Annotated in this window: 24 protein-coding genes and 1 tRNA gene; 8 read left to right on the forward strand and 17 right to left on the reverse strand. The window is 59.2% G+C overall.

What is annotated here, in order from left to right; all coding sequences use genetic code 11:
* Positions 1-215 precede the first annotated feature (215 nt).
* The 4 genes from G3N58_RS07510 (at position 216) to G3N58_RS07525 (ending at position 4,309) form a co-directional block, all read left to right on the forward strand.
* Entirely contained in the window at positions 216-1,376 is a 1,161-nt protein-coding gene (locus G3N58_RS07510) for a porin (RefSeq protein ID WP_167039254.1), read from the forward strand.
* A gap of 76 nt (positions 1,377-1,452) precedes the next feature.
* Positions 1,453-2,583 (forward strand): zinc-binding dehydrogenase, encoded by a 1,131-nt coding sequence (locus tag G3N58_RS07515; RefSeq protein WP_167039252.1) that lies wholly within the window; start codon positions 1,453-1,455, stop codon positions 2,581-2,583.
* Between the two features lie 3 nt (positions 2,584-2,586).
* Positions 2,587-3,042 carry a hypothetical protein gene (locus G3N58_RS07520; protein ID WP_205998865.1) on the forward strand — a complete coding sequence of 152 codons (456 nt, stop codon included), beginning with the start codon at positions 2,587-2,589 and terminating at the stop codon, positions 3,040-3,042.
* A 13-nt stretch (positions 3,043-3,055) separates the two neighbouring features.
* Entirely contained in the window at positions 3,056-4,309 is a 1,254-nt protein-coding gene (locus G3N58_RS07525) for an MFS transporter (RefSeq protein WP_167039248.1), read from the forward strand.
* A gap of 116 nt (positions 4,310-4,425) precedes the next feature.
* Here G3N58_RS07525 and G3N58_RS07530 read toward each other — a convergent pair whose 3' ends face one another.
* Positions 4,426-4,680, reverse strand: a complete 255-nt coding sequence (locus G3N58_RS07530; RefSeq protein WP_167039246.1) for a DUF4148 domain-containing protein — start codon at positions 4,678-4,680, stop codon at positions 4,426-4,428.
* Positions 4,681-5,150: 470 nt separating this feature from the next.
* Here G3N58_RS07530 and G3N58_RS07535 point away from each other — a divergent pair, with 470 nt between their 5' ends.
* Complete coding sequence (locus G3N58_RS07535; RefSeq protein WP_205998866.1) at positions 5,151-6,209, forward strand: extracellular solute-binding protein; 1,059 nt, start codon at positions 5,151-5,153, stop codon at positions 6,207-6,209.
* Positions 6,210-6,257: 48 nt separating this feature from the next.
* Here G3N58_RS07535 and G3N58_RS07540 read toward each other — a convergent pair whose 3' ends face one another.
* The 9 genes from G3N58_RS07540 to G3N58_RS07575 all read right to left on the reverse strand — a co-directional run bounded on the left by G3N58_RS07540 (position 6,258) and on the right by G3N58_RS07575 (position 15,216).
* A complete protein-coding gene (locus tag G3N58_RS07540; RefSeq protein WP_167283614.1) occupies positions 6,258-6,530 on the reverse strand; it encodes a DUF4148 domain-containing protein in 273 nt (90 codons plus the stop codon).
* Between the two features lie 568 nt (positions 6,531-7,098).
* Entirely contained in the window at positions 7,099-8,544 is a 1,446-nt protein-coding gene (locus tag G3N58_RS07545; RefSeq protein ID WP_346778246.1) for a UbiD family decarboxylase, read from the reverse strand.
* Between the two features lie 43 nt (positions 8,545-8,587).
* Positions 8,588-9,910 (reverse strand): MFS transporter, encoded by a 1,323-nt coding sequence (locus G3N58_RS34065; protein ID WP_241017028.1) that lies wholly within the window; start codon positions 9,908-9,910, stop codon positions 8,588-8,590.
* Positions 9,907-10,527: a UbiX family flavin prenyltransferase gene (locus tag G3N58_RS07550; RefSeq protein ID WP_167283615.1), complete on the reverse strand. Its 621-nt coding sequence runs from the start codon at positions 10,525-10,527 to the stop codon at positions 9,907-9,909. The genes G3N58_RS34065 and G3N58_RS07550 overlap by 4 nt, the downstream gene beginning before the upstream one ends.
* Positions 10,528-10,593: 66 nt before the next feature.
* Complete coding sequence (locus tag G3N58_RS07555) at positions 10,594-11,517, reverse strand: transporter (RefSeq protein WP_167039237.1); 924 nt, start codon at positions 11,515-11,517, stop codon at positions 10,594-10,596.
* A gap of 24 nt (positions 11,518-11,541) precedes the next feature.
* The gene (gene maiA / locus G3N58_RS07560) at positions 11,542-12,183 is read right to left on the reverse strand and encodes a maleylacetoacetate isomerase (protein WP_167039235.1); all 642 of its coding nucleotides are present in this window, start codon (positions 12,181-12,183) and stop codon (positions 11,542-11,544) included.
* Complete coding sequence (locus G3N58_RS07565; protein ID WP_205988657.1) at positions 12,183-12,881, reverse strand: fumarylacetoacetate hydrolase family protein; 699 nt, start codon at positions 12,879-12,881, stop codon at positions 12,183-12,185. The genes maiA and G3N58_RS07565 overlap by 1 nt, the downstream gene beginning before the upstream one ends.
* A gap of 29 nt (positions 12,882-12,910) precedes the next feature.
* Positions 12,911-13,951 (reverse strand): gentisate 1,2-dioxygenase, encoded by a 1,041-nt coding sequence (gene gtdA, locus G3N58_RS07570; RefSeq protein ID WP_167039231.1) that lies wholly within the window; start codon positions 13,949-13,951, stop codon positions 12,911-12,913.
* 14 nt (positions 13,952-13,965) lie between these two features.
* Entirely contained in the window at positions 13,966-15,216 is a 1,251-nt protein-coding gene (locus G3N58_RS07575; protein WP_205998868.1) for a flavin-dependent oxidoreductase, read from the reverse strand.
* Between the two features lie 180 nt (positions 15,217-15,396).
* On the opposite strand from G3N58_RS07575, the gene G3N58_RS07580 reads away from it, so the two are divergent.
* Positions 15,397-15,906, forward strand: a complete 510-nt coding sequence (locus G3N58_RS07580; protein ID WP_205998869.1) for a MarR family transcriptional regulator — start codon at positions 15,397-15,399, stop codon at positions 15,904-15,906.
* Positions 15,907-15,994: 88 nt separating this feature from the next.
* Positions 15,995-16,246, forward strand: coding sequence for a hypothetical protein (locus G3N58_RS07585; protein WP_167039225.1), 252 nt, complete (start codon positions 15,995-15,997; stop codon positions 16,244-16,246).
* A 402-nt stretch (positions 16,247-16,648) separates the two neighbouring features.
* On the opposite strand, the gene G3N58_RS07590 is transcribed toward G3N58_RS07585, so the two are convergent.
* The 6 genes from G3N58_RS07590 to G3N58_RS07615 all read right to left on the reverse strand — a co-directional run bounded on the left by G3N58_RS07590 (position 16,649) and on the right by G3N58_RS07615 (position 23,555).
* Positions 16,649-16,736: transfer RNA gene (locus G3N58_RS07590), tRNA-Ile, on the reverse strand.
* A 156-nt stretch (positions 16,737-16,892) separates the two neighbouring features.
* Positions 16,893-19,280: an RNA polymerase sigma factor RpoD gene (gene rpoD, locus G3N58_RS07595; RefSeq protein WP_167283620.1), complete on the reverse strand. Its 2,388-nt coding sequence runs from the start codon at positions 19,278-19,280 to the stop codon at positions 16,893-16,895.
* Between the two features lie 90 nt (positions 19,281-19,370).
* Positions 19,371-21,245 (reverse strand): DNA primase, encoded by a 1,875-nt coding sequence (gene dnaG / locus G3N58_RS07600; protein ID WP_205998870.1) that lies wholly within the window; start codon positions 21,243-21,245, stop codon positions 19,371-19,373.
* A gap of 126 nt (positions 21,246-21,371) precedes the next feature.
* Positions 21,372-21,818: a GatB/YqeY domain-containing protein gene (locus G3N58_RS07605; RefSeq protein WP_167039219.1), complete on the reverse strand. Its 447-nt coding sequence runs from the start codon at positions 21,816-21,818 to the stop codon at positions 21,372-21,374.
* A 238-nt stretch (positions 21,819-22,056) separates the two neighbouring features.
* Positions 22,057-22,269, reverse strand: coding sequence for a 30S ribosomal protein S21 (rpsU, locus tag G3N58_RS07610; RefSeq protein ID WP_008919901.1), 213 nt, complete (start codon positions 22,267-22,269; stop codon positions 22,057-22,059).
* A gap of 68 nt (positions 22,270-22,337) precedes the next feature.
* Complete coding sequence (locus G3N58_RS07615; RefSeq protein ID WP_205998871.1) at positions 22,338-23,555, reverse strand: NAD(P)/FAD-dependent oxidoreductase; 1,218 nt, start codon at positions 23,553-23,555, stop codon at positions 22,338-22,340.
* A gap of 152 nt (positions 23,556-23,707) precedes the next feature.
* Between G3N58_RS07615 and tsaD the strand changes: the two genes are divergently transcribed.
* The gene (gene tsaD / locus G3N58_RS07620) at positions 23,708-24,736 is read left to right on the forward strand and encodes a tRNA (adenosine(37)-N6)-threonylcarbamoyltransferase complex transferase subunit TsaD (RefSeq protein WP_167283623.1); all 1,029 of its coding nucleotides are present in this window, start codon (positions 23,708-23,710) and stop codon (positions 24,734-24,736) included.
* Positions 24,737-24,848: 112 nt separating this feature from the next.
* Here tsaD and folE2 read toward each other — a convergent pair whose 3' ends face one another.
* Positions 24,849-25,655 carry a GTP cyclohydrolase FolE2 gene (gene folE2 / locus G3N58_RS07625; RefSeq protein WP_167039212.1) on the reverse strand — a complete coding sequence of 269 codons (807 nt, stop codon included), beginning with the start codon at positions 25,653-25,655 and terminating at the stop codon, positions 24,849-24,851.
* Positions 25,656-25,746: the final 91 nt, after the last annotated feature.

Genomic DNA, 25,746 nt, shown 5'->3' on the forward strand with positions numbered 1-25,746 from the left:
GGATAATCTTTATCCGTCATGGAATCTTATGCGTGTGTTTCATTTAACACGGGATAGGCCGTGCATTTAGTGCCGCGTTCCAGCAGGGGTTTGTACCAGATCGCAAAGTATATCCTTTTTCATTAGGTATACTTATTTCTACAAATTGCGGCATTTCTGCATGCAGATATCTGTCGATCCACACTGAATTTTTATTAAATCAAGGTCGGAGACTCATGAATAAAAAAATACTCGCACTGATGTCCTTCCCCGCTCTTGCAAGTATTGCAAGCGTTGCCCACGCACAAAGTTCGGTTACGTTGTACGGCATTGTGAACGAGGGGATCAACTACATCAACAATCAGGGCGGTGGCGCCGTGGTTGGCCTCATCAAAGGTCAGACCAATGGTAGTCGCTGGGGTCTGCGCGGTACGGAAGATCTTGGCGGCGGCCTGAAAGCCGTCTTCGACCTGGAGAACGGTTTCGACGGTTCTGCCGGCACGCTCTCGCAAGGCGGCCGTCTTTTTGGCCGCTCGGCATGGATGGGTCTGCAAACGCCGTACGGCAGGCTCACGTTCGGTCGTCAATACGATGCCATGCACGACGATGTCGGCGAGCGCCTGTCCTCGACCGGAATATGGGCGTGGATCGGCAGTCACGTGGGCGACTTCGACAACCTGAACGCCAATTTCCGGATGGATGGCTCGATCCGCTATATCTCGCCGACGTATGCCGGCGTCAAGCTCGATCTGTTATTCGCACCGGGCGGCGCACCGGGTAGCTTCGCCACCAACCGTCGTTATCAGGCTGCGGCGACATACGATTCCGGCCCGATTATCGGCGCAATCGCGTACGAGAATCTGAACAATCCGGCGGTGTCGGTTTACGACAGTGCTGCTGCACCCGGCACGTCGGCCTTCTCGTCGCCCGGCAAGTCGCCATCGTTCAGCGGCTTCCTGTCCGCAGACACGCAAGCCATCTTCGCAGCAGGTGTCGGCTACAAATTCGGCACCGGCGGCCAGGTCAGCTTCGTGTACACGCGAACCGTCTTCAGCAATATGTTGCCAACGAAAACGACGCCGAATACCGGGTCGGCGACGTTCAACAGCTACGAAGGCAACATTCGCTACCGCGTGATGCCGACACTGCTGCTTGCGGCAGCGTATGACTACACGACAGTGCGCGCGCAGGGCAGGGCGGCGCACTATCACCAGGTCAACGCCGGACCGGATTATTTCCTCTCCAAACGCACCGACATTCAATTGAGCGGCGTATGGCAACTCGCCTCCGGTATCGATTCGACCGGCAAGTCCGCGGTCGCAACGATCGGCTCGCTCGGCAGCTCTTCAACGCCCACGCAGGTTGCAGTCAAGCTCCTTCTTCGGCATCGCTTCTAAAACCGGTTGATGGACGTGCGAGGCTCTGTTGCATGGAGCCTCGCGTTATTTCGGAAATTTCGCACGCGCACTACGTATGAACGACACGATCCAACTCACCCCACGTCACTTCAAGGCGGCTGTTGCTGTCGAACCATCACGCACGGAGATTCAGACATTCGAGCGCCCGGCAATTACGCCGTCTACCGGATTGCTTCGCGTTGCGATTACGGGCGTATGCGGCAGCGATGGCCCTTATTACCAGCAACTTCCTCAAAGCCGCGGGCCGCTGATTCTCGGGCACGAGACAGTCGGCCATATCGAAGAAGCAGGCGAGCTTGCCAGCACACGTTGGGGGCTTAAAGAAGGCGATTACGTCGCGCTCGAAGAATACGTTCCGTGCGGTCATTGCGAATATTGCCTGTCGAACGAATTCCGCCTGTGCAACGCAACAGATTGGCGCCTGAACGGTCTGCGTTATGGCGCAACCGGTCTGAAGACCGCACCGTCTTTCTGGGGTGGCTTCAGCCAATACCAGTACCTGCAGCTGAACACCGTATTTCACCGCGTCCCCTCGAGCGTCGCACCGAAACACGCGGCACTTGCCTTGCCTCTTGGTAACGGCATCGAATGGGCTTATTTGCAGGGCGGTGCAGGTCCGGGCCAGGCAGTCGTCATCCAGGGTCCTGGACAACAGGGCTTGTCGTGCGTCGTTGCAGCGCGCGAAGCGGGTGCCGAAAAAATCATCGTCACGGGACTGTCGACGGACACCGACCGCGAACGTCTTGCACTGGCAAAACGGCTCGGCGCGGATCACACGATCGAGGTCGATCAGGAAGACGTGCTCGAACGCGTCGCCGACCTCACGGGCGGCTCGATGGCCGACCTCGTGATCGATTGCGCATCGGGCGGTCCGGCCACCGTCGTCTCCGCAATCCAGCTTGCACGAAAGCGCGGAACGGTCGTGCTCGGTGGGCAAAAACGCGTGCCGATTCCCGAATTCAACAGCGACATGATCATCGCGCGCTTTCTCACGGTGAAAGGCATGCGCGGTCACAGTTACCAGTCCGTAGAACTCGCATTGCAATTGATCGCCGCGAACCGCCACGACGTTACGCAGATGAGCACGCACACGTTCGGTCTCGACGACACGGACCTGGCGTTGCGCACCTTGCAGGGCGAAGGTGTCAGCGGTGCGATTCACATGACGATCGATCCGTGGAAGTAAGCTATGCCTGATTACCAGACCCCATCCGAAGTGCGTTACAGAATTCAGACGCCGAATTCTTCTCCTCGGCGCATTCGCGTAATCGCGCTGACGGATAACGACCCCGAAGTCGCAAGCTGCCGCACATACGCCGATGTGGAGTTTGCGATGGCGAGCGATCTCGCCGCGCTTTCGCAAAGCTCTGATGCAAGTGCTGACCTGGACTCCGAGGTGCTAAGCGAATGGCTCGGCACGCCCGATACGGTCGTCATTTCGGGCCGCGACGGTGACGATGCCCGAGCGATGGCAATCGCGGCAAGGACGTATCGCATGCATGGCGTCACCGTATCCGTCGTAATCAGTCCTTCCGACAGGAAATCGAACAGCACGGCCGATATGTTGCGTCCTTACAGCACGATGATGGTTCTTCCGACGAAGGCCGGTTATCTGGACGACCTGCTTTCCGCACTCGGCGCGTAACAAGGAGAATATTTTGCAGCGCGACATCAATCGATGGTGGACAGTACTCGGCGGCGCAGTCTGTGTTTCCGTCGGCGCGGGGGTATTGTCGGCATTCATGTTCGGCATGTTCATCAAGGCGATCGCCGCGGAGAATCACTGGAGCCGTGCACAGGTTTCGCTCGGCTTGACCGTCTTCGAATTTTCGATGGGACCCGGCACCATCCTCCTCGGCTCGCTCATCGACAAAATGGGTGTGCGCCGCCCCACCCTGTTATTTCTGATCCTGTTTGCGGCATCGACGGCTCTCGTAGGTGTGTTGCCGGCGTCTCCATGGATATTCGCACTGGCATTCGTTGCGGTCGGCCTGTTCGCACCCAGTACGAATGCACTGCCTTATGCGAAAGTAATCTGCGCTCGCTTCGACCGCCAGCGTGGCCTGGCACTGGGCTTGATGGTTGGCGGCACGGCAGTGGGCGCGATGTTCATGCCGCACTATGCGGGTTACCTGCTGAAACACTTTGGCTGGCGTGCAGGCTATTTCGGCGTCGCTGCGTTGATGGCCATGTTCTCCGTTCCCGCGCTTTACTTCCTCGTCAAAATGCCGCCGGGCGTCGACGAAGAACTCGTGCGTAAGGCGCATGAAGCGAGACGCGAACTACCATCGCTCTGGTCGCTATTCCTCAAGGATCGGACTTTCCGCCTGCTGGGCCTTTCGATCTTCTGTGTGTCCGGCGTGCTGCTCGCGTTGCTTTCGCAACTCGTACCCATGATGAGCGATCGCGGCGAAACAGTGTCGGCTGCCGCAACGATGCTGTCGATCGCCGGTTTGACATCAGCGCTCGGCCGTCTGCTCGCTGGCTGGTTGATGGACCGGATTCATGCGCCCTATTGTGCTGCGATGTCGTTCTCGCTAACGCTCATTGGCGTGCTCATTCTCGCAACGGGCGCGACCGGTTACACCGCAATGATTGCCGCCGGACTGATTGGCGTTTCAATTGGCGCGGAAGCGGACATCATTACGTTCATCGTAAGCCGCTACTTCGATCTGCGCCTGTTTGGCCGGGTATGTGGTGCGATGTGGATGGCGTGGGGATGGGGTGCGGGCATCATGATCTTCGCATCCGGACTCTCGTTCGACCTCACGCACTCCTACACGATTGCCCTCTGGACGTTCTCGGGATTTATTTCGATCGCCGTCGTCTCGATCATGTGTCTCGGGCCATACGTGTATCCGGAACAGCGTGATCCGAAGCGTGCCGCAGTCAAGGCAGGCGCCTCAGCCTGATCCCAATGGTACTGGCGATCCTGACACGGCACAGGACAGGTAGTCGCGATGCCCGGCGTGTGGCGCCGACTCTGAACGCCAGCAGGTCTGAAACGGCTTTGTTCGCGCGAGGCCGTTTAATGACCCGATTGCGTTGTGCCGTGCATGTCCGGCCCCCAAGAAGTCGCTGCGTTCTGTTGCTGCTCGAGGACGGCCTTCGCCTGCTCCAGATTCTCCGGATAGCTGTCGTCGGCGACACCGGGGTTGTAGCCCGCCGCTTCCAGTTGCTCAAGTTCCTTGACCACCTGGGCGTGCGTGATGGGCTCAGCAGCATGCGACAACATTGGAACAAGGATGGCAGCAGCGCAAACAGCATTGATCAGGAGTTTCATGGCCTTACCTCTGGGGTGTGGACGTCTGATTTGTCAGATCACTATCTCATTATTATAGGACCGCCATGGGGAAATTACTAATTTACACATGACGGGATTGATTACCAATTAATTCAACGCAGATCGTTCCCGAATGCGGGCAGCGAGCAAAATTGCCGGTCGCACCAACGATGTCGAACCATGCCGTGCGCGCATTGTTGTAACGAATCGGACCCGATGGATTCAAGAAACCTAACCACGTCAGTTATTCCGTGGCATGCGCGAACACCCGAGCCTCGCAGGCGCACTAGCAGTAGAGCCCGAAGTACTGTTGATGGACCAGCCGTTTTCTGCGCTCGATGCGCAGATGCATGAAACTATGCAGACCGAATTGATGCAGGTGCGCGAATCGCGCGATACACGGGCACGCGCCAACTACAGCCCTGAATGCTGCCACATTCGGGGCGTTTTATTTCAAACATGGAGACAGGATGACTACTCGACGTACCATTTTGAAAGCCAGTTTGGGCCTCGCATCGAGCGCGGCATTCGTGCCGTTCCATGCCAGATCGGCCGAGGAGAATTCGTCGAATCTTGCGCTGGCAAACTATGCCGGATCGGATCGCGCAGCCCGGATTCTCGCAGCGGCAAAGAAAGAAGGGCAAGTGAACTTCTACACCACGATCGCAAAATCGGACCTCGAACCATTGTTCAATCCGTTTGAGAAAAAATACGGCGTCAAGGTCAATACCTGGCGTGCAGGAGATGAGCAAGTCGTGCAACGCGCCGTTTCAGAAGCGCGAGCCGGCCGTTTCATGCCCGACAATGTGCATGTCGGCTCTTCATTCCTGAATAATCTGCGACAGGAGAACCTGTTGCAGCCTGTCGCCTCGCCCATGTTCGCAGACCTGATTCCAGGATCGGTGCCGGAACATCGCATGTGGGCTTCGACACTGCTCTCTGTCTGGGTTCAGTCCTACAACACGAACACCATCAGAAAAGAAGACCTGCCCTCTTCCTTTGACGATCTGCTGTTGCCGAAATGGAAAGGCAAACTCGGCATCGAGTCGAAGAGCTCCGACTGGTTTGCAACCATTTGTCAGCAGATGGGCACCGAAAAAGGCATTGCCTTCTTCAAGGAATTGATCGCCACTAATGGTGTGTCTGTCCGCAACGGCAACTCATTGCTGAACAATATGGTTGCCTCAGGCGAAGTGCCACTCGCGCTCGAGACGTACAACTACATGCCCATGCAGGCGAAGCGCAAAAATGCGGCTATCGACTGGTTCCTGTTGCAGCCAGCGGTGGCGCGAGCGAATGGCATTGCCCTGTTCAAACATGCACCGCATCCGGCTGCGGGCATATTGCTCTACGATTACATGCTCTCGCTGGAGGCGCAAAAAATTCTGGCGAACATGGACTATGTTCCGACGCATCGGAATATCGCGTCACCTTTCCAGAATAGCCAGATAACGCCTGTCGATCCTGCAATGTCAGCAGCCGAGCGCACCAAATGGAACAACCTCTTTAACCACCTGTTTCTGAGCTAGGCTCCGCATTCCTTCGATAAAAAGCTGCCTCGGTTCAAGGCAGCTTTTTTACTTTGCGATGGATTGCTTCATGCCACTGGATTGCGACGCACCAGCAATATCCGAACCGTACGCGGTATTGGCTTCGTTCTGTTGCGCCAGGATGGTCTGCGCGTGCTTCAGGTTCTTCGGGTAGCCGTTGACGTCGGCAGGGTCGTAGCCCGCGTCTTCCAGTTGAATCAGTTCCGCGCGTACCTGCGCGTGCGTAAGCGGCTCAGCGGCATGCGACAGCACCGGAGCGATAAGGGCAACTGCGAAGGCAATATTGATGAGCGATTTCATGTGAGAGTCCCGTAGCGATTCGTGGGTGGCGCACCAAGGCAACCCGTGGAAACCATTATACGGGTTTTTACTTACCATGTGTTAACTATAAAGGAAATGCGTTCTTATATACGGAACAAATGTGAAAACCTGTTGGTGCGCGACGGCGGGCCAGATACCGGACGTTTCGCAAGCAACTTGTCAGATCGCTGCACGAGACGGCCCTGGAACCCGTCAAACTTCCGTTACCCCGGCTGGCTGAGCATTGTTGCAGCAGCCTCGACGTCCTCCGGCCATATCGGTTCACCACGAATGCAGGGAACCCGATCAGGAAGGCAAGCAGGCACCACTCGACCTGAGAATATGATGCGTCGCAAACCTCCAGGTAGACATCGCTCATCCCGAACACGGCACAGGCACCAGCAGCCTCCTCCGCGACCGGTTTGTGGACGTCGATGCGCCGCGCCGCTTCGTCCTCGTCGACCAGACTGTTCAAGGCCCCCTGGTCACCCCAAAGGTTAGGTTAGTGTCCAACCTTTGGGGCGCATTTCAAATTCAACAGACGTGTTGTTCTAATGCACAGGAAAGCTTAGATTTTCTTCAGCACATCTGCGAATTTCGCCTCCACCTGCGCGATCAGCTCCTTCGACCCCCGCGCAACAGGCGGGAAGCTACCGTTCTTGATGCGTTCGAACGGACGGCACGCGTCGATGATCGCACGCGAGTTCGTGGACGAAGCCGAATCGTAAATCGGATCGAGCGGGCCGCTCCACGCACGGCGAATGATGTCGATGTCCTGCGCCGGATCAGCGCGCGTGCAGATCGCCCACATCACGTCAAACATGTCGCTCGGATCTACATCATCATCCACGACCACAACGTAGCGGCCCATATACGAACCCGATTGACAACCCGCGGCCAGCAGCCCCGCCTGCTTGGCGTGACCGGCAAACGCCTGCTTGATGGAAATCACATTGAACATGCGCGCGGCTCCGGCCTCGTGAACCCACACGCCCTTCACACCAGCCAGGCCGGCACTTTCGATTTCATCCCAGATCATGCCGGACTTCATGACGCACTTCGAGAAGTTGAAATCCGAAGGCGGGCGCATCGGAGATGCCATCGTCAAGATCGGATTCTTGCGATGATAGACACGACGCACACGCACCACCGGCTGTTCGCTCGGATGGTTCGCATAGTAGCCGGTGAACTCACCGAACGGGCCTTCGATCTTGTCGTCGCCCGGCATGATTTCGCCTTCGAGCACGATTTCCGCATGCGCCGGCATCGGCAGGCCATACAGTTCGCTCCTGACCGTTTCGAACGGCGCGCCACGGTGACCGCCAGCGTAATCGTATTCGGACAACCCCCATTTCAGTTCGTTGCCCGACGCGAGGAACATCAGCGGGTCCATGCCAACGCAAATCAGGACCGGCGTAGGCTGGCCTCGATCCGTGTATTTCTGGCGAATCTGACGACCCTGTTTGCCTGGCGACATCCATAGACCGACGCTCTTTTCATCGTGCACCATCACGCGGTAGGTGCCGAGGTTGATCCAGCCTTCATCCGGATCGCGCATGATGACCTGGTCATGCGTGCCGATGTAGCGCCCGCCGTCCAGTTCATGCAACTTCGGCACCGGGAATTTGAGTACGTTTACATCGTCATCGCGGTCGACAACGTCAAAGATCGAGCCGGTTTCGACTTCTCGCGGCGGAATCGGCTGGAATGTCTTCATGCGATTGCGGTACGCCTGCACCACATCCATCGGGTGTGCCGGTTCCGGAAAACCCAGTGTGATTGCCAGTCGCTTCGATGAATTCGTTGCGCCCGACAGCACGCGCATACCGGGATAATCCGGGATGTCTTCGAACAGGATCGCGGGTGCTTCGGCGCGCTTGTGATTGACGATTTCCGCAATCGCCCCCATTTCCAGATCCCAATGTACGCCCTTCATGCGCACGAGTTCGCCCGCGGCGTCGCAACGTTCGAGAAATTCACGCAGATCGGCGTGCGGAGTGTGGTTTGTCATCATGTATTCCTTGTGTTGTCCATACGAAAGCACGGACAGATTCCGTTCAGGAGTTTTTGGGGCGAACGTATTGCAGAACCATCGAGAAGATAGCAGCGATAAACATCGGCACCGCAATCCAGATGAACATCGACTGCACGCTGAAATTCTTGCTGAGCAGTAACGCGCCAACCATAGGGCCGCAGATCGAGCCGATACGACCCACGCCCAGATTCCAGCCTACCCCGGTGGCACGAGCACTCGTCGGATAAAACACTGAAGATACAGCGCTCAGGCCAGATTGAGCGCCGATCAGAAACATGCCTCCGAGAAACAGCGTCGGCAGGATGATGCTGCTCTTGTACAGGAAGCCGATAGAGCCGATGAAGAAACAACCCAGGAGATAGCAAGCCATCAGCACGCGGTGCGGATTCAGGCGATCCATGAAGCGGCCAAAGACAAACGTACCGGCAACGCCACCAAACTGCATCAGCGACGTACCCAATGCAGCATTCGCAAGCGAACGGCCATCACTGTTGAGCACGGTCGGGAGCCACGAGGCCAGGAAATAAATTTCCAGGAGGCTAATGAAATAAATCACCCACAGGATAAGTGTGCCGGGTGCTCGCCCCTCCTGGAACAGTCCAGCGACCGGCGTGCTGCTTCTCTTCTCATCGCGCGTAAATTCGACAATATCGCTCAGCGGCGAAATGCGCTGCTTCGCCTGCTCGATACGTGCTGCATCCGCATTGCGATTCACGAGAAACACCAGCGACTCGGGCAACCACATGATGAGTGCGAGCGCGACGATCAGCGAAACGGCGCCGGCGGTGTAGAACACCGCTTCCCAGCCGTAACACGGCAAAATGGACGAAACCAGTACTCCAGCAATTGCGCCACCAGCGGGAAAACCGCAGAACATGGACATCACCATAACGCTGCGTGCGCGGGCCGGGGCGATTTCTGCCGTCAGCGTGATTGCAGTGGGCATCGCGCCACCGAGGCCCAGACCGGCGATGAAACGCCACGCGAGCATTTCAGATGGCGATGTAGCCATACCGGTTGCTACCGTGAAAATACCGAAAATTATCGTGCAGGCAATCAGCATACGGCGGCGACCGTATAGGTCCGCCAGCACACTGCAACTGAAGCCTCCGATAAGCAAGCCCAAAAGGCCCGTGGAGAAAATTGTGCCCATCTGCTGATGATCCAGATGCAGCGCGTTATGAATGGCAGGTGCGGTATATCCGATAATCTGCGTACTGATGCCGTCGAGAAACACCGCGAGGCCGCACAACACCGTCGTAAAAATCTGGAACACGTTGACGCGCCGCGTTGCCAGCCAGTCTTCCACCGTGATCGGTGCTGCATTCATACTCGTTGTGCTCATGTTCTGTCTCCGACGTTCTGTACTTTTTCGACTTCCTGTTGCACCTTGAATTTTTGTCCGCCGTTCCAGCGCTTCGCGATACCGACATCGATATCGAACAGATCCAGTGCACGCGAGACAGTCTGATTGACCATATCGTCAAGTGTCTTCGGTTGTGCGTAAAACGCAGGAACCGGTGGCATGATGATTGCCCCGTTGCGCGTCGCCTGTGCCATCAGTTCGATATGCCCGGCGTGAAAAGGCGTCTCGCGAAGCATCAGCACGACGCGACGACGTTCTTTCAGGCAAACATCAGCCGCGCGTGTGATGAGGTCCGCGTCATAGCAATTGGCGATGCCGCTCAATGCACGAATCGAGCACGGCGCAACCAGCATGCCGCAAGTGCGAAATGAACCACTGGAAAGTGAAGCGCCAATGTCCTTGTAACTGTGCGTTGCGTCCGCAAGCTCACGCAAACGTGCCAGTCCAAGACCGGTTTCCTCTTCAAGCGTCCGCAAGCCTGACGGCGAAACGACCAGATGCGTTTCGACATCCGCTTGCCCACGCAGGATTTCGAGGGTCCTGACGCCGTAAATCGCACCGGAAGCCCCAGTGATACCTACTATCAAACGTTTCATTTACACCTGCTTGTTTTTACCATGCTCGAATGACATACCGCTCCACAAGAGAGGCGGCGCGCTACATCAGAGCTTAAAGGACCACTGCATCCAGATGCGCTCGCCTTGCGGACGGTTCTGCACCAGCATTTCGTGCTGCCACTTCACCGTCACAGCCGTTTTCTTGGTGAACTGATACTGGATCTGAGGCCCAATGGCGACAGCGCGGCCGTAAAAGCCATCACCGTTAAATGGAGTTCCGTTTTTCTGTACGTCACCGGAAATCTGCTTGTAGTAATACCCGTTCAAGCCCAACGACAGTTTCGGCGTCACCTTGCGCATGGCAACGAATTCCGTCACGGTTTCCTGACCGCTGCGGTACCCATCGTTGAGATTGCGACCATTCCAGATGTACGTGAAGTTCATCCCGATTGTCGTTTTGTCGTCGGGATGTACATCGATGCCGTAGCTGGGCAAAAACGCCCAGTAATGGTGACCGACGTTGAACGGCTGGCTCGCCGCGTAATTGCCAATCGGCACGTTCACCGTCAATCGCACTGCCTGATTCACATGTCCGAGAAACGGCGCATTGAAGCTATTGCCGATCATGACGGGAGTAATCAGCGGATCTGACAGGCCCGTGTCGTTGCCGTGAATCATCGCACCGCCGGGCGGCTGACGATAAGTGTTGATGTGAAAGAACGGCAACAGCGCGGCCATGCCGAAGCGGAAGCCGTGAAATTCTTCCGGCAGCACATACTGGAAGCGGAACGCCTGCACCTGAACGTTGGACGAGAACTGCTTGAACTTGTTATTGCCGTTCGAATCCTTGAAATTCCCGGAGTTATAGATCACCGTGAACGATTGGAATTGCATACCGGGATCAAGAGTACCGGGAAAGATCGTCTGCGCTCCAATCACGTAGGCGGAATTGCCGCCTTCCGTGGCCCCCGCGGAGGCGGCGCACAATGCTACCGCGCACGCAAGCACTGCTTTTTTAGAGTTTTTCATTGTTTTGTCTCCTTCTGCTACCGACTAGTTCGTATAGTCAGGTTGTTGTTTTGGTGCTGCCGTGAAAAAAGCCGGGTGCTGCATCGCGTGCTGATAGATTCGCATGCTGCGCGAATATGGCGTCAGGTCACAACCCATGCGTTCAGCGTTCGCGATTTGAGGAATGAGGCAGCAATCCGCGAGCGTAGGTGCGTCGCCAATGCACCAGTCGTCGCCGCCTGTATCAGTCAGAAGACGTTCAACTGCCTGCATGCCTTCCACGATCCAGTGCCTATACCATGCGTTTTTCTGTTCCGGTGTGACCTTCAATACGCTGTCCAGATACTTCAGGATTCGCATGTTGTTCACGGGGTGAATATCACAAGCGATGAGCGTCGCTAATTCCAGAACGCGAGCACGCGCGTCTATTTCACCTGGAATCAGCAATGGCTCCGGATGTATCTGATCCAGCCAGTCGATAATTGCCAGCGACTGTCCGAGGCTGAAATCGCCATCGACCAGCGCCGGCACACCCGCGGACGGATTAATGCGCTCGACGTATTCCCGGTCACGATGCTCGCCGGTGCGGATATTGACCGGTACGTACTCGTACGGAAGTCCCTTGAGATTGAGGGCGATCCGCACGCGGTACGATGCCGAACTGTTGAAGAAGCTATGTAGTTCCATCAGACAACCAGCACGGTCAGTTCGCCCAGGCGATCGACGCCGACCTTTATCGTCTGGTCCGCGACGACAGGACCCACACCTTCCGGCGTGCCCGTGTATATCAGATCGCCAGGTTCGATCTGGAAGAATTGCGACAGATACGAAACAGTTTCGGCAACCGACCAGATCAGGTGCGTGACATCGCTCTTCTGCTTCGTTTCACCGTTCACGGTCAACCAGATACCCGCCTGCTCGAAGTGACCGACTTCGCTCGCACGGTGGATCGGGCCGATCGGCGCGGAGCGGTCGAAGGCTTTGCCGAGTTCCCACGGGCGGCCCATTTCGCGCATCTTCATCTGGAGATCGCGGCGCGTCATGTCGAGGCCAACTGCGTAGCCGTACACATAAGACAACGCATCTTCAACGGCAATGTTCACACCGCTCTTACCGATTACGGCGACCAGTTCCGCTTCGTAATGGTAGTTCTGCGTCTGCGCCGGATACGCGAGTTCCAGCGTTTCGCCATATGCGGCCGGTACGACGGCATTGTCCGGCTTGCAGAAGAAGAACGGCGGTTCGCGATCCGGATCGAAGCCCATTTCGCGGGCGTGTGCCGCGTAGTTACGACCGACGCAGTAGACGCGGCGTACAGCAACGCTATCTTCCGTTCCGAAAACGGGAACGGCAACGTGCACTTCAGGGGGGAAAATAAACGCCATCTTGTTTCCTTATGAATGTAAAGCGAGCTCTAAATCCGCTCTTCGCGCAGCAGATTGAGAGCGCTGACGATCGGGCGATCCGAATAGCTGAAGATCACGGAATCGACGTCAGCATCGAGACTCACCGTCACCCAGGACGGCACGACAAAAATATCCTTCGCCGCGAATTCAAACGTCCTGTCACCGACCTTCGCGACGCCGGAACCTTCCACAACCGAATACACGGTCGCATCGGTCGTGCGGTACTGGCGGCCACGAAACCCGGCAGGCAGGAACTGCATGAAAGTCGCCATGGTCGGCATCGGCCAGCTACCGGTGGCAGGATTAATGAATTTCAGCTTCACGCCATCCCATTGATCCACCTCGCCATGGCGATAGAGCGTATCGAGCGCTTCACGTGTACGGTCGTATGGATAGCTGAACAACGGCGAGGTCGGGTTGCTCGCGACATGACGCACCGGCAGCATGTTCTGGGCGTAACGCGCGGCGCTATCGCCAGATTCGCGTTGCACCGGTTGGACCTTGCCGGGATAGTTCTCTGCGAACCCCTGATCGAGTTGGTAGACAATCGGAATATCCAGGCCGTCGAGCCAGATAACGGGTTCGCCGCCGTCTTCTTCAGTCTTGTTGCCATGGTCGTGCCACGTCCACGACGGCGTGATAATGAAATCACCCGGTTGCATCGGTACACGTTCGCCATCGACGGCCGTATAGGCGGTCGAGCCTTCCAGAATGAAGCGCAACGCCGATTGCGTATGACGATGGCTCGGCGCGATTTCACCGGGCAGGATCAATTGCAGCCCGGCGTACAGCGCGGGCGTAATGCTGGCCTTGTCGGGCAGGCCCGGATTCTCCAGGAACAGTACACGGCGCACCGCTTCCTCAGCTGTAATCAAGCCGCCCGACTGCATCACCAGATCACGAACTTCCGCGTATTTCCAGATCGCTGGCCGTGCTTGCGGGCGCGGTTGCGGCGGCACCAGGTTGTGCAGCGACTCCCACAACGGGGCCATATTTCTATGTTTGATCTGGCCGTAATACGCGGCACGGTCTGCTTTAACGTCTGTCATTTCGTCATCTCCTGTTACGCGGCCTTGTTCGCCAGACCTTCGAGCGTGTACCCGGCGACGGCCTTGTAGCTGCTCGTGATTTCGCGCAGCTCATCCAGGCTGATTACGTCGGTGATCGACGCGAACGGCTTGCCGCCCGTGCGCTCGTACACGACCTGGAGAATCTTGTCGGGCGGTGCCTTGCGGTTCGCCAGTACGACGTTGCCCGTCGCCGTGACACGTTCGCGGTCGTACGCTTCCAGCGCTTCAGTACCGACGCCGAACTTGACGAATTGCGCCGTCAGATATTCCGCATCCATGATTGCCTGACCGGCGCCGTTCGAACCACGCGGTACCATCGGGTGTGCGGCGTCGCCCAGCAGCGTCACACGCCCATGCGTCCAGCGCGGCAGCGGCTCCTGATCCACCATCGGGAACACGAGAACGTTTTGGGTCGACTCGATCATCTTTGCCACGTCGAGCCAGTCGAAATGCCAGTCCTTGAAGACCGGAAAGAAGTCGTCCAGGCTGCCCTGCCTGTTCCAGTCGCGCATTGCAGGCTGCGGCGAAACGGTTTCCGCGACCCAGTTCATCAGTTGCGTGCCGTCCGGATTGTTCAGGATCGGGTAGATCACCATCTTGCCGGTGTCGGCCGTCAGCGCACCGGCACGTGCGAACGTCGCGCCATCGAGAAACGGCGACCAGTTCAGCGCGCCGCGCCACATGTTCACGCCCGTATAGTGCGGAGCACCTTCATCCGGGTAGAACTGCTTGCGCAACGCCGAATGCAAGCCGTCGCAGGAAATCACGACGCTGGCTTTCACCGTGAATTTCTCACCCGCTACGTTCTCGAATTGCACATGTGCTTCATCGCCCACGGTAGTTGCGCCGATGCAGCGGCGATCCATAACCACGGAATCCGCCCCTAGCCGCTCCTCGACGATCTTCAACAGCGCCAATTGCAGTTCGCCCCGATGAATCGAGAATTGCGGCGTGGCATACCCGGCGTTCGTGCCGAGTGCTTCGGTATAGATGTGCTGGCCGTACTGGTTGAAGAACGACGCGTTCTGCGTCGAAATCGAAATCTTCGAAAGCGCCTCATTCGCGCCCAGGCGTCCGAGCACGCCGGTCGCGTGCGGCAGGATGTTGATACCTACGCCGAGCGGTTTGAGTTCCGGGACCGCTTCGTAGACACGGCAGTTGATACCGGCTTCATGCAGGGCCAGCGCGAGGGTCAACCCGCCATTGCCCGCGCCGATGATCGCGACTTCACATTCCTTGTTCATGCAGCTTTCCTCACCTCAAGATTTGTCGCCCCAAAAACGACAGACGTCTGCCGAATAGTACTAAGAGACTTTGATGCAAGTCAAATTCCTATCACCCTGGGGTATGTACCTACTTGCGGCCGTGGATGGCGCCGAGGTCAGTTAGAATGAGGCGCGCTACCTACGCGATCAATTTTAAAAATGACCAAACCTAATCCCGATAAGCATGCTGAAGGTGCCATGCTCACCGAGCTTTATTCCCGACCAGGTTTTATGCTCCGACGTGCACATCAGATCGCCATTGATCTGTTCGTCCAGGCTTGCCTGCCGGTGAACATCACACCGAGTCAGTACGGAGTGCTATACATCGTGAATACCCTCGGCTCACTCAGTCAGATCGGCATATCACGCCTGATTGGTCTGGATCGTTCTACGACGGCACTCGTTGTCAAGCTACTCACGGATCGCGGACTGCTGACCAAAACACAAAGCACGGAGGATGCTCGAAAGATCGAGATACAGCTTACGAATGAAGGAAAAAAAATATTCCGAGAGGCGCAAAAATTGGCGGAATATGAAATGAAGACGCTACTTGAACCGTTCACCAATAAAGAAAGCGAACAATTTCTGCACCTGCTTGAAAAATTCGTCAGTTACCACAACGACACAACGCGTGTGAGCATAACTGGCTCATCATCGTCCAATAATTAAGAAGCACGAACAATGTGCGACGATCGCCCACAGCACAGAAGTACCTGGTGCAAATAAGTCGTTGGAATCAGCTAACGCAGCCCGCTCAATGACTCGGCAGGCGATGATCCGCAAGCGCAAAGGTGTGAAAGGATTGTTCGATGATCGGTGTTTTGATCGTGGAATCATTGTTCTTTGTGTGCGCTGGTACCTGCCCTACAAGCTCGGTTTGCCCAACAAGCTTGCACGCATCGCCTGGACGATTTTCACGTCACACGACAGGGAGCGTTTATTTGCGGCAGTCACAGGCGCGGTAGCTAGCCGCGCTGTATCTATAGGACAGCGATGGGCAGTATTCTGATAGTGATATCAACAGGAGGAACCGCCTCGTTCTACCCGGCATCCGTGTAATTGTAAGAGGCTGCCAGCGTCAGTGCGGCAGTCAGATCGTATCGCACGTTCGCCTCATAGCTGTTGAACGCGATACTGCCGCCGCGAAAAGGCGTCGTTGCAGTCGACAGCACATCGATAAAGCTTGATCGATCTGATGCTGGGCTTGGCACTGCGGATTGTTGCGTCGGAGAGGGGCATGGGGGTATCTCCTGTCGCGAAGAACAGCGTACCCCCAAAACTACCCTCAGAGAATGTCGGAAGTCAATGAACCAACACGGTAGACCAAGGAGCTGAAGACTGCCCAGAATGCCTGTCCGGCAAGGGCCTCGGAGAATCGGGCGGAACGCCCGGGAATCCAGCGGAAGAGAAATGGTGGGCCGGGTGGGGTTCGAACCCACGATGTCCTTTCGGAGGTGGATTATGAGTCCACTGCCTGCAACCAACACGGCGTCCAGCCCAAGAAGAAAAAGACCCGGTCGTGAAGGCCGGGCCTGTTTCGTCGATTGGCCGACATACTACACGAAAAAGGGGCCGCCGTGACCGCTTCGCCTATGCGAAACGACAAGGAGGCCCCTCAAACTACATCACTGATTACCTCTCGAAGCCCGCTACGCTCAATTCCCTTCGAGGAACGACTTCAGCTTGTCCGAACGGCTCGGGTGACGCAGCTTGCGCAGCGCCTTCGCCTCGATCTGACGAATCCGCTCGCGCGTCACGTCGAACTGCTTGCCGACCTCTTCGAGCGTGTGATCCGTGCTCATCTCGATACCGAAGCGCATGCGCAACACCTTCGCCTCGCGCGGCGTCAGCGAGTCGAGCACGTCCTTCACGACATCGCGCATGCTCGCATGCAATGCGGCATCCGCCGGCGCGACCGTGTTCGTATCTTCGATGAAGTCGCCCAGATGCGAATCGTCGTCGTCGCCGATCGGCGTTTCCATCGAGATCGGCTCTTTCGCGATCTTCATGATCTTGCGGATCTTGTCTTCCGGCATCTCCATCTTCTCGGCCAGCGTTGCCGGGTCCGGCTCGAGGCCGGTTTCCTGCAGAATCTGCCGCGAGATGCGGTTCATCTTGTTGATCGTTTCGATCATGTGAACCGGAATCCGGATCGTGCGCGCCTGGTCGGCGATCGAACGCGTAATGGCCTGGCGAATCCACCACGTCGCATAGGTGGAGAACTTGTAGCCGCGACGGTATTCGAACTTGTCCACCGCCTTCATCAGGCCGATGTTGCCTTCCTGGATCAGGTCGAGGAACTGCAGACCGCGGTTCGTGTACTTCTTCGCGATCGAGATCACGAGACGCAGGTTCGCCTCGGTCATCTCGCGCTTCGCCTGGCGTGCCTTCAGTTCGCCGGCCGCCATCTGCCGGTTGGTTTCCTTCAGGTCCTTCAGCGGCAGCACCACGCGCGCCTGCAGATCGAGCAGACGTTGCTGCTGTTCGCGAATCGCCGGAATGTTGCGCGTGAGGATCGCGCTATACGCGTGCCCCTCGGCGACGATCTTGTCGGACCATTCGAGGTCCGTCTCGCTGCCCGGAAAACGCGCGATGAATTCCGCGCGCGGCATGCCGCATTTGTCGACGACCGTGTGCAGAATCTGACGCTCGACCTGGCGCACCTCATCCACCTGCGCGCGCAGCGTGTCGCACAGACGCTCGACGGTACGCGCGGTGAAGCGGATCGTCATCAGCTCGTTCTGGATGGTTTCCTGCGCCTTCAGATACGACCTGGACTTGTAGCCTTCCTTCTCGAACGCGCGACGCATCTTGTCGAACCACTCGCTGATGAGCGCGAATTTTTCGAGCGACGCACGCCGCAGCGCTTCGAGCTGCGCGGCGTTGGCCGTGGCTTGCGCCGCGCCATCGTCTTCTTCCTCGTCCTCTTCGTCTTCTTCCTCGGCTTCCTCGTCTTCGTTCTCGATCGCTTCCGCTTCCTGCGCGGAGAAGCCGTCGGCGTCTTCCGCGTCGGCGTCGATCAGACCGTCGACGAGTTCGTCGATGCGCACTTCGTCGTTGGCGACGCGCTCGGCCATCGCGAGGATGTCGGCGATCGTGGTCGGGCACGCGGAGATCGCCATCACCATGTGCTTGAGGCCGTCTTCGATGCGCTTGGCGATTTCGATTTCGCCTTCGCGCGTGAGCAGCTCGACCGTGCCCATTTCGCGCATGTACATGCGGACCGGGTCGGTGGTGCGGCCGAATTCGGAATCGACGGTGGACAGCGCGACTTCGGCTTCCTCTTCGACTTCGTCGTCCGACGAAGCGGCCGGTGCGTTGTCGTTGAGCAGCAGCGTTTCGGCGTCGGGGGCCTGTTCGTAGACCGCCACACCCATGTCATTGAACGTGCTGATGATGCCTTCGATCGCCTCGGTCTCGGTGAAGTTGTCCGGCAGGTGATCGTTGATTTCAGCGTACGTGAGGAAGCCGCGCTCCTTGCCGAGCTTGATCAGCGCGCGCAGTTTCGAGCGGCGCTCTTCGAGTTCCTCCACCGTGCCCGGCTGCGACGACGCGAACGCATCCTTCAGCAGCGCTTTTTCCTTTGCACGACGGTCGCGAGCCCTGACCTTCTCCGTCTTGCCCGGCGCGGCGGCAGCGGTTTCTTCGGCTTGGGTTGCATCGTCGTCGACAGATACTTCGTTCAGCTTTTTCGTCATGGAGTTCGTCGTACCGGCTGTAATCTCGACCTCCGGCTGTTGGACAACAGCCGGTTGAACCGTGGATACTGGAGTCACGCGCGCTACCGCATCGTCATCAGCGGCAGCCGCTTCCCTTGCGCTTCCGACACCCGGCCGCCTCGCAGCCGACGGTGGTACAGCTTTCGCCGCCCTTACCGAAGCCGCCTGCGCGGCCGCAGTGGTCGACGATTTTTTCCCGGCCGGCGCAACGCTGACAGCAGACGATTTTCTGGCGGATGAAGTCAGCCTGGCCTCGGTAACCTTCGCGGTGCGCTCCTGCGAGCGTGTGCCTGCTGCCTGATTTCCGCCTGTCGTCTTTGCCATCGCATCGCCTTTCGCCTTTGCTAGGAAAACCCTTGAAAAACAAACCGCTAGAAACTTTTTATTATACCACCCGAGCTTTCGGCCTCTCCGTTAGAGCCCGAGCTGACGCTTCATGTCAGCCCGTTTCCGGTTGAGTTCCGAGAGCTCGGCGAATTCCTCAGGCGAATGCCGGGATTGTCGCGAAAGCTGCTCGAGACGATCGCAATAAGCGTCATACCGCATCTTCAGAATCGCAGCCTTCAGCTCCTCGCCGACGATCCGCTCCTGTTCGCGCCGTTCCTCGATGACGGCCGCGTCCTGTGGGTCTTTCAGCAGCAAATCCCGGACGTTTTCATCATAGTCTAGAATTTTGCGAAAGATTTCCTCGAAAGTTGGGGCGTTCGCGCCATTTCGCAAGAGATCGGACAACAACTGGAATTCCGCCGAATCGCCGAGCGCGCGCGCATGCGTGGTCACTTCCCCGAACAGTTCCCCATGCCGCGTCACCGTGAGCAGCGCCTCTTCGGCCTCGCTGTCGAGCATCGCGACCGTGCGCGGATACATCACCAGATTGCGCAGCGTCTTTTCCTCGATCCCGGTCACGCTGCGGCGGTCCTTGCGGGCCGGCGCCTCGCGCGCCGCGGCCGCGATCCGCACATCGACCTCGCAGAGCGCCGCGACTTCGTTGAACGGCACGTCGAGCCGGTCCGCGAACATGTGCATGATCTGCGCGCGCAGGGCGTTGGCCGGCAGCGCCTGCAAGAGCGGCTTCGCGTCGAACAGCGCGCGGGCCCGGCCTTCCGGCTGGTCGAGCTCCTTGCCGGTCAGCACCTCGTTGAGCATGAATTGCGACAGCGGCATCGCGCGCTCGACCTGCTCCGCGAATGCCTCGGTGCCGAACTCGCGCACGTAGCTGTCCGGATCGTGCTCGGCCGGCAGGAACAGGAAGCGAATCGTGCGGTTGTCCGCGGCGTGCGGCAGGCAGGCATCGAGCGCGCGGCGCGCGGCGCGCCGGCCGGCCGAATCGCCGTCGAAGCTGAAGATGACCGTATCGGTCTGCCGCATCAGTTTCTGCACATGAATCGGCGTGCAGGCCGTGCCAAGGGTCGCGACCGCGTTCTGGAAACCGAGCTGGGCCAGCGCGACCACGTCCATATAGCCCTCGACGACCAGCACGTAATGCTGCTCGCGGATCGCGAGACGCGCCTCGAACAGGCCGTACAGCTCGCTGCCTTTGTTAAATAAAGGCGTTTCGGGCGAATTCAAATATTTCGGCTCGCCGCCGTCGAGCACGCGCCCGCCAAAGCCGATCACCTGCCCCTTCACGTTGCGGATCGGGAACATGATCCGCTCGCGGAAACGGTCGTAGCGGCGGTTCTGCCCCTGCCCGTCGGACTTTTCGCTGACGATCACGAGACCCGCCTCGACGAGCCCGTCGTCGCGATAGTTCGGGAAGGCCGCCTCGAGGTTCTGCCAGCCGTCCGGCGCATAGCCGAGGCCGAAACGCGCGGCGATCTCGCCGGTCAAGCCGCGCTTTTTCAGGTACTGGATCGCACCCGTCGCGCCGCGCAGCTGCTTGCGATAAAAGTCGCAGGCAGTCTGCATGAGGTCGGAGAGCGCCGTGGTGACGGCCTTCGACGCCGCCGGCGCATAGCCGCCGCCCGAACCGCCGCCTCCGCCGTAGCCCGGCGAAGGCTCGTTCGGCACGGTCAGGCCAACCGATTGCGCGAGCTCGTTGACCGCTTCGGGGAACGACGCGCCCACGTGCTCCATCAGGAAACCGATGGCCGTGCCGTGCGCGCCGCAACCGAAGCAGTGATAAAACTGTTTAGTCGGACTAACCGTAAACGAAGGGCTCTTCTCGTTGTGAAACGGACAAAGCCCCATGAAGTTTGCGCCGCCCTTTTTCAGCTGCACGTACCGGCCGACCACGTCGACGATATCGACGCGGTTGAGCAGGTCCTGCAGGAATGACGGTGGGATCACAGTAAATGACGCTGCCAGGAAAGCTTTAAAATCCAAGCCCGGTACGGGTACTCAGGCTCGACACCGCAACCCGGCGCCGCGCCCGCTTTCGAACACGGCGCGCGCGGTCCGGGCAAACCACAGGAATTACTTCGCGAGCGCGGCCTTGACCTGCGCCGAGACGGCCGTCATGTCGGCCCGGCCGGCGAGCTTCGGCTTGAGCACGCCCATCACCTTGCCCATGTCCTGCGGACCGGCCGCGCCGGTTTGCGCGACCGCGGCCTGCACTTCGGCAACGATTTCCGCTTCGGACATCTGCGCCGGCATGTAAGCGGACAGGATGGCCAGTTCGGCCTTTTCCTTGTCGGCCAGATCCGTGCGGCCGGCAGCCTCGAACTGGCTGATCGAATCCTTGCGCTGCTTGATCATCTTGTCGACAACGGCAGTCACGCCGGCTTCGTCGAGCGTGACGCGCTCATCGACTTCACGCTGCTTGATCGCCGCGAGCAGCAGGCGGATCGCGCCGAGACGCTCGGTCTCGCGCGCCCGCATGGCAGCTTTCATATCGTCGTTGATCCGGTCTTTGAGACTCATCACTCACCTGAATGCGTTGAAAGTTGAAAAACCGGCGGGTCGATGGCGGCCATACCGCGGCATCAACACGAATACCCGCTTGGGACCTCTTCCTCAAGCGGGTTGGCGCAATATGTTGGTGGATGCGACCCTGCCGGCTGGCCCGATGGGCCGGGTTTTCCGTGACGGCACCTGTCGTGCCGCCATCGGCTTGGATGCTGCCGCACCGCGTGTGAAGCGGAGCGCGGCAACGCCAGAATCAGTAGAGCTTCTTCGGGAGCATCTGGCCACGCAGACGCTTGAAATGACGCTTCACCGCCGCCGCTTTCTTTCGCTTACGTTCGGCCGTGGGCTTCTCGTAAAACTCGCGAGCGCGAAGTTCCGTCAGTAAGCCGTTTTTCTCCATGGTGCGCTTGAAACGGCGCATGGCAACTTCAAACGGCTCATTGTCTTTTACGCGGATGGTCGTCATTTTTCAATAACGGAACTTTGTAAAGGTTGATGAGTATAGCAGAGCTTTCTCACAAAGCGATGGCGCCGTCAAGCCCCTCGTGCATAGTCGGTGGCGGCCTGACCGGCCGCCACCCCCGAAGCCCACGCCCACTGGAAATTGTAGCCGCCGAGCCAGCCGGTCACGTCGACCGCTTCGCCGATGAAATAGAGGCCCGGCACGCGCGCGCTCATCATCGTCGTCGACGACAGGCCGCGCGTATCGACGCCGCCGCGCGTCACCTCGGCCTTGCGGTAGCCCTCGGTGCCGTTCGGGGTGAGCGTCCAGCGCGACAGCGCCTCACCGACGCGCCGCAGCGTCCTGTCCGGCAGATCGGCGACGCGCGCCTCGGCGGGAATCTGGTGAGTCTCCAGCCAGACGTGCGCGAGCCGCTGCGGCACCCACTCCGAGAGCAGATTCGCGATCTGGCGCTTCGTGCCGCTTTTCGCCTCCAGCAACGCGACCGCGGCATCGCGCTCCGGCAGCAGATCGATATGGACCGGCTCGCCGGGCTGCCAGTAGCTCGAAATCTGCAGGATGCCGGGACCCGACAGGCCGCGGTGCGTGAGCAGCAGATCTTCGGTGAATTCGGCGCCGGTCTTTTTGTTGCCGGTCGCGAGTTGCACCTCAAGCGACACGCCCGACAGCGCCGCGAACGGCTCCCAGTCGGCCGGCGCGAAGGTCAGCGGCACCAGTGCGGGACGCGTGTCGATCAGCTTGTGGCCGAACTGTTTGGCAAGCCGGTAGGCAAAGTCAGTCGCGCCGATCTTCGGAATCGACAGGCCGCCCGTCGCGATCACGAGCGCGCGGGCGGTGATCGTCCCCGCCGGCGTGCCGAGCGTGAACTGACGCTGCCCGTCGTGGCTCACTGCTTCGACGGACAGCGGCGCGCGCCACGCCACCGCACCCGCGTCGCATTCGTTCCTGAGCACGTCGATGATCGCGTCGCTCGACTGGTCGCAGAACAGTTGCCCCTTGTGCTTTTCGTGCCATGTCACGCGATGGCGCTTAAGCAGCGCCATGAAGTCGCGCGGCGTGTAGCGCGCGAGCGCGGAACGGCAAAAGTGCGGATTCGCCGACAGATAGTTGGCCGGCCCCGCGTACAGATTCGTGAAGTTGCAGCGGCCGCCGCCGGAAATGCGGATTTTTTCCGCGAGACGCTGCGAGTGGTCGATCAACGCCACGCGCCGGCCGAGTTGTCCGGCCACGGCCGCACACATCATGCCGGCCGCGCCCGCGCCGATCACCGCGATATCAAAAGATTCCATGGGGCCGCATTGTACCTGCCGGGTCCGCGCGTTCGTGGCCGAGCCCCGAAGGCCGCCAGTAGCAGCGCCTGCTTGCCCGCGCTGCTATACTTTTAGGCTTACCTTTCACTGTTGGGCCCGCGTTACGTGTGCCCGCCTTCAAGCGATTCATCATGCTCGTTCTCGGCATCGAAAGCTCCTGCGACGAAACCGGACTCGCGCTCTACGACACCGAGCGCGGCCTGCTCGCGCACGCCTTACATTCGCAGATCGCCATGCACCGGGAGTACGGTGGCGTCGTGCCGGAACTCGCGTCGCGCGACCATATTCGCCGCGCGCTGCCGCTGCTCGAAGAGGTGATGGAACACGCGGTCGTCGCGCGCGGCGACATCGATGCGATCGCCTACACGCAAGGGCCGGGGCTGGCAGGCGCGCTGCTCGTGGGCGCGAGCATCGCCAATTCACTGGCAATGGCCTGGGACAAGCCGACCGTCGGCATTCACCATCTCGAAGGGCACCTGCTGTCGCCGCTGCTCGTCGATGAACCGCCGCCGTTTCCGTTCGTCGCGCTGCTCGTGTCCGGCGGTCATACGCAACTGATGCGCGTCACCGACGTCGGCGTCTACGAGACGCTCGGCGAGACGCTCGACGATGCCGCCGGCGAAGCCTTCGACAAAACCGCAAAACTGCTCGGCCTCGGCTATCCGGGCGGCCCGGAAGTCTCGCGCATGGCCGAATTCGGCACGCCCGGCGCGGTCGTGCTGCCGCGTCCGATGCTGCATTCCGGCGATCTCGACTTCAGCTTCAGCGGGCTGAAAACCGCGGTCCTCACACACGCGAACCGGCTCGGCGGCGCGAATATCTGCGAGCAGGCGAAGGCCGACCTCGCGCGCGGTTTTGTCGACGCCGCCGTCGACGTACTGGCGGCCAAGTCGCTCGCGGCGCTCAAGCGCACGAAGCTGAACCGGCTGGTGGTCGCGGGCGGTGTCGGCGCGAACCGGCAACTGCGCGAAGCACTTTCGGCCGCCGCGAAGAAACGCAATTTCTACGTGCACTACCCGGACCTGTCGCTATGCACGGACAACGGCGCGATGATCGCGCTGGCCGGCGCGCTGCGCTTGCAGCGCTGGCCCGAGCAGGCCGGCAACGACTACGCGTTCACGGTGAAGCCGCGCTGGGACCTGACTTCGCTCGCGCGCTGAGTCGCCGGAAGCGAATGCCGCGAATCCCGGTGCGATAAAAAAAGCCGCTTTAAAGCGGCTTTTTTGCGTCAATGCGCCCGCAACGAAACGGGGCGGACCGGCGAAGAAGCGATCAAGCGAGGCGTTTGTCCTGCTCGATCACCGCATAGGCGCTGTGGTTGTGAATCGACTCGAAGTTCTCGGCCTCGAGCACATAGGCAACGATGCGCTCGTCGGCATTGAGGCGCTGCGCGACGTCGCGCACGAGGTCCTCGACGAACTTCGGATTCTCATACGCGCGCTCGGTAACGAACTTTTCGTCCGGGCGCTTGAGCAACCCCCACAGTTCGCACGACGCCTCTTCCTCGGCGATGCGGATCAGCTCTTCCACGGCGACGTCGCCAGCCAGCTCGGCGTCGATCGTCACATGCGAGCGCTGGTTGTGCGCGCCGTATTGCGAAATCTTCTTCGAGCACGGGCACAGGCTCGTGACCGGCACCAGCACCTTCAGGAACAGCCGCGTCGCGCCGTTGCGGGTCTCGCCCGTCAGCGTGACCTCGTAGTCGAGCAGGCTTTGCACGCCCGACACCGGCGCGGTCTTGTTCACGAAGTACGGAAACGACACCTCGATACGGCCCGCCTCGGCTTCCAGCTTTTCGAGCATCACCGCGAGCATCGAGCGGAACGCGGCCGGCTCGAGCGGCGCTTTGTTCTCTTCGAGCAGCGCGACGAAGCGCGACATATGCGTGCCCTTCTGATCGGCCGGCAGATGCACATCGAGATTCCACGTGCCGACCGTCGGCTGCACTTCGCCGCCTTGCGTGCGCACCGTCAGCGGATGACGCACGCCCTTGACGCCGACCCGCTGAATCGGGATCTGGCGCGTGTCGGGCGTGCTTTGCACGTCGGGCATCACAAAGGCGGGGTTCATCTGATTCATTTTTTGTCCTTTCTGGAAAGCGCCGGGCCGCTCCCGGTTCGCCGCATCGGAAACTGTCACGCGACGACGTCGAAACGCCCGGCGGCCGCGC

The sequence above is a fragment of the Paraburkholderia sp. Ac-20342 genome, from assembly GCF_017104985.1.
Taxonomy (GTDB): domain Bacteria; phylum Pseudomonadota; class Gammaproteobacteria; order Burkholderiales; family Burkholderiaceae; genus Paraburkholderia.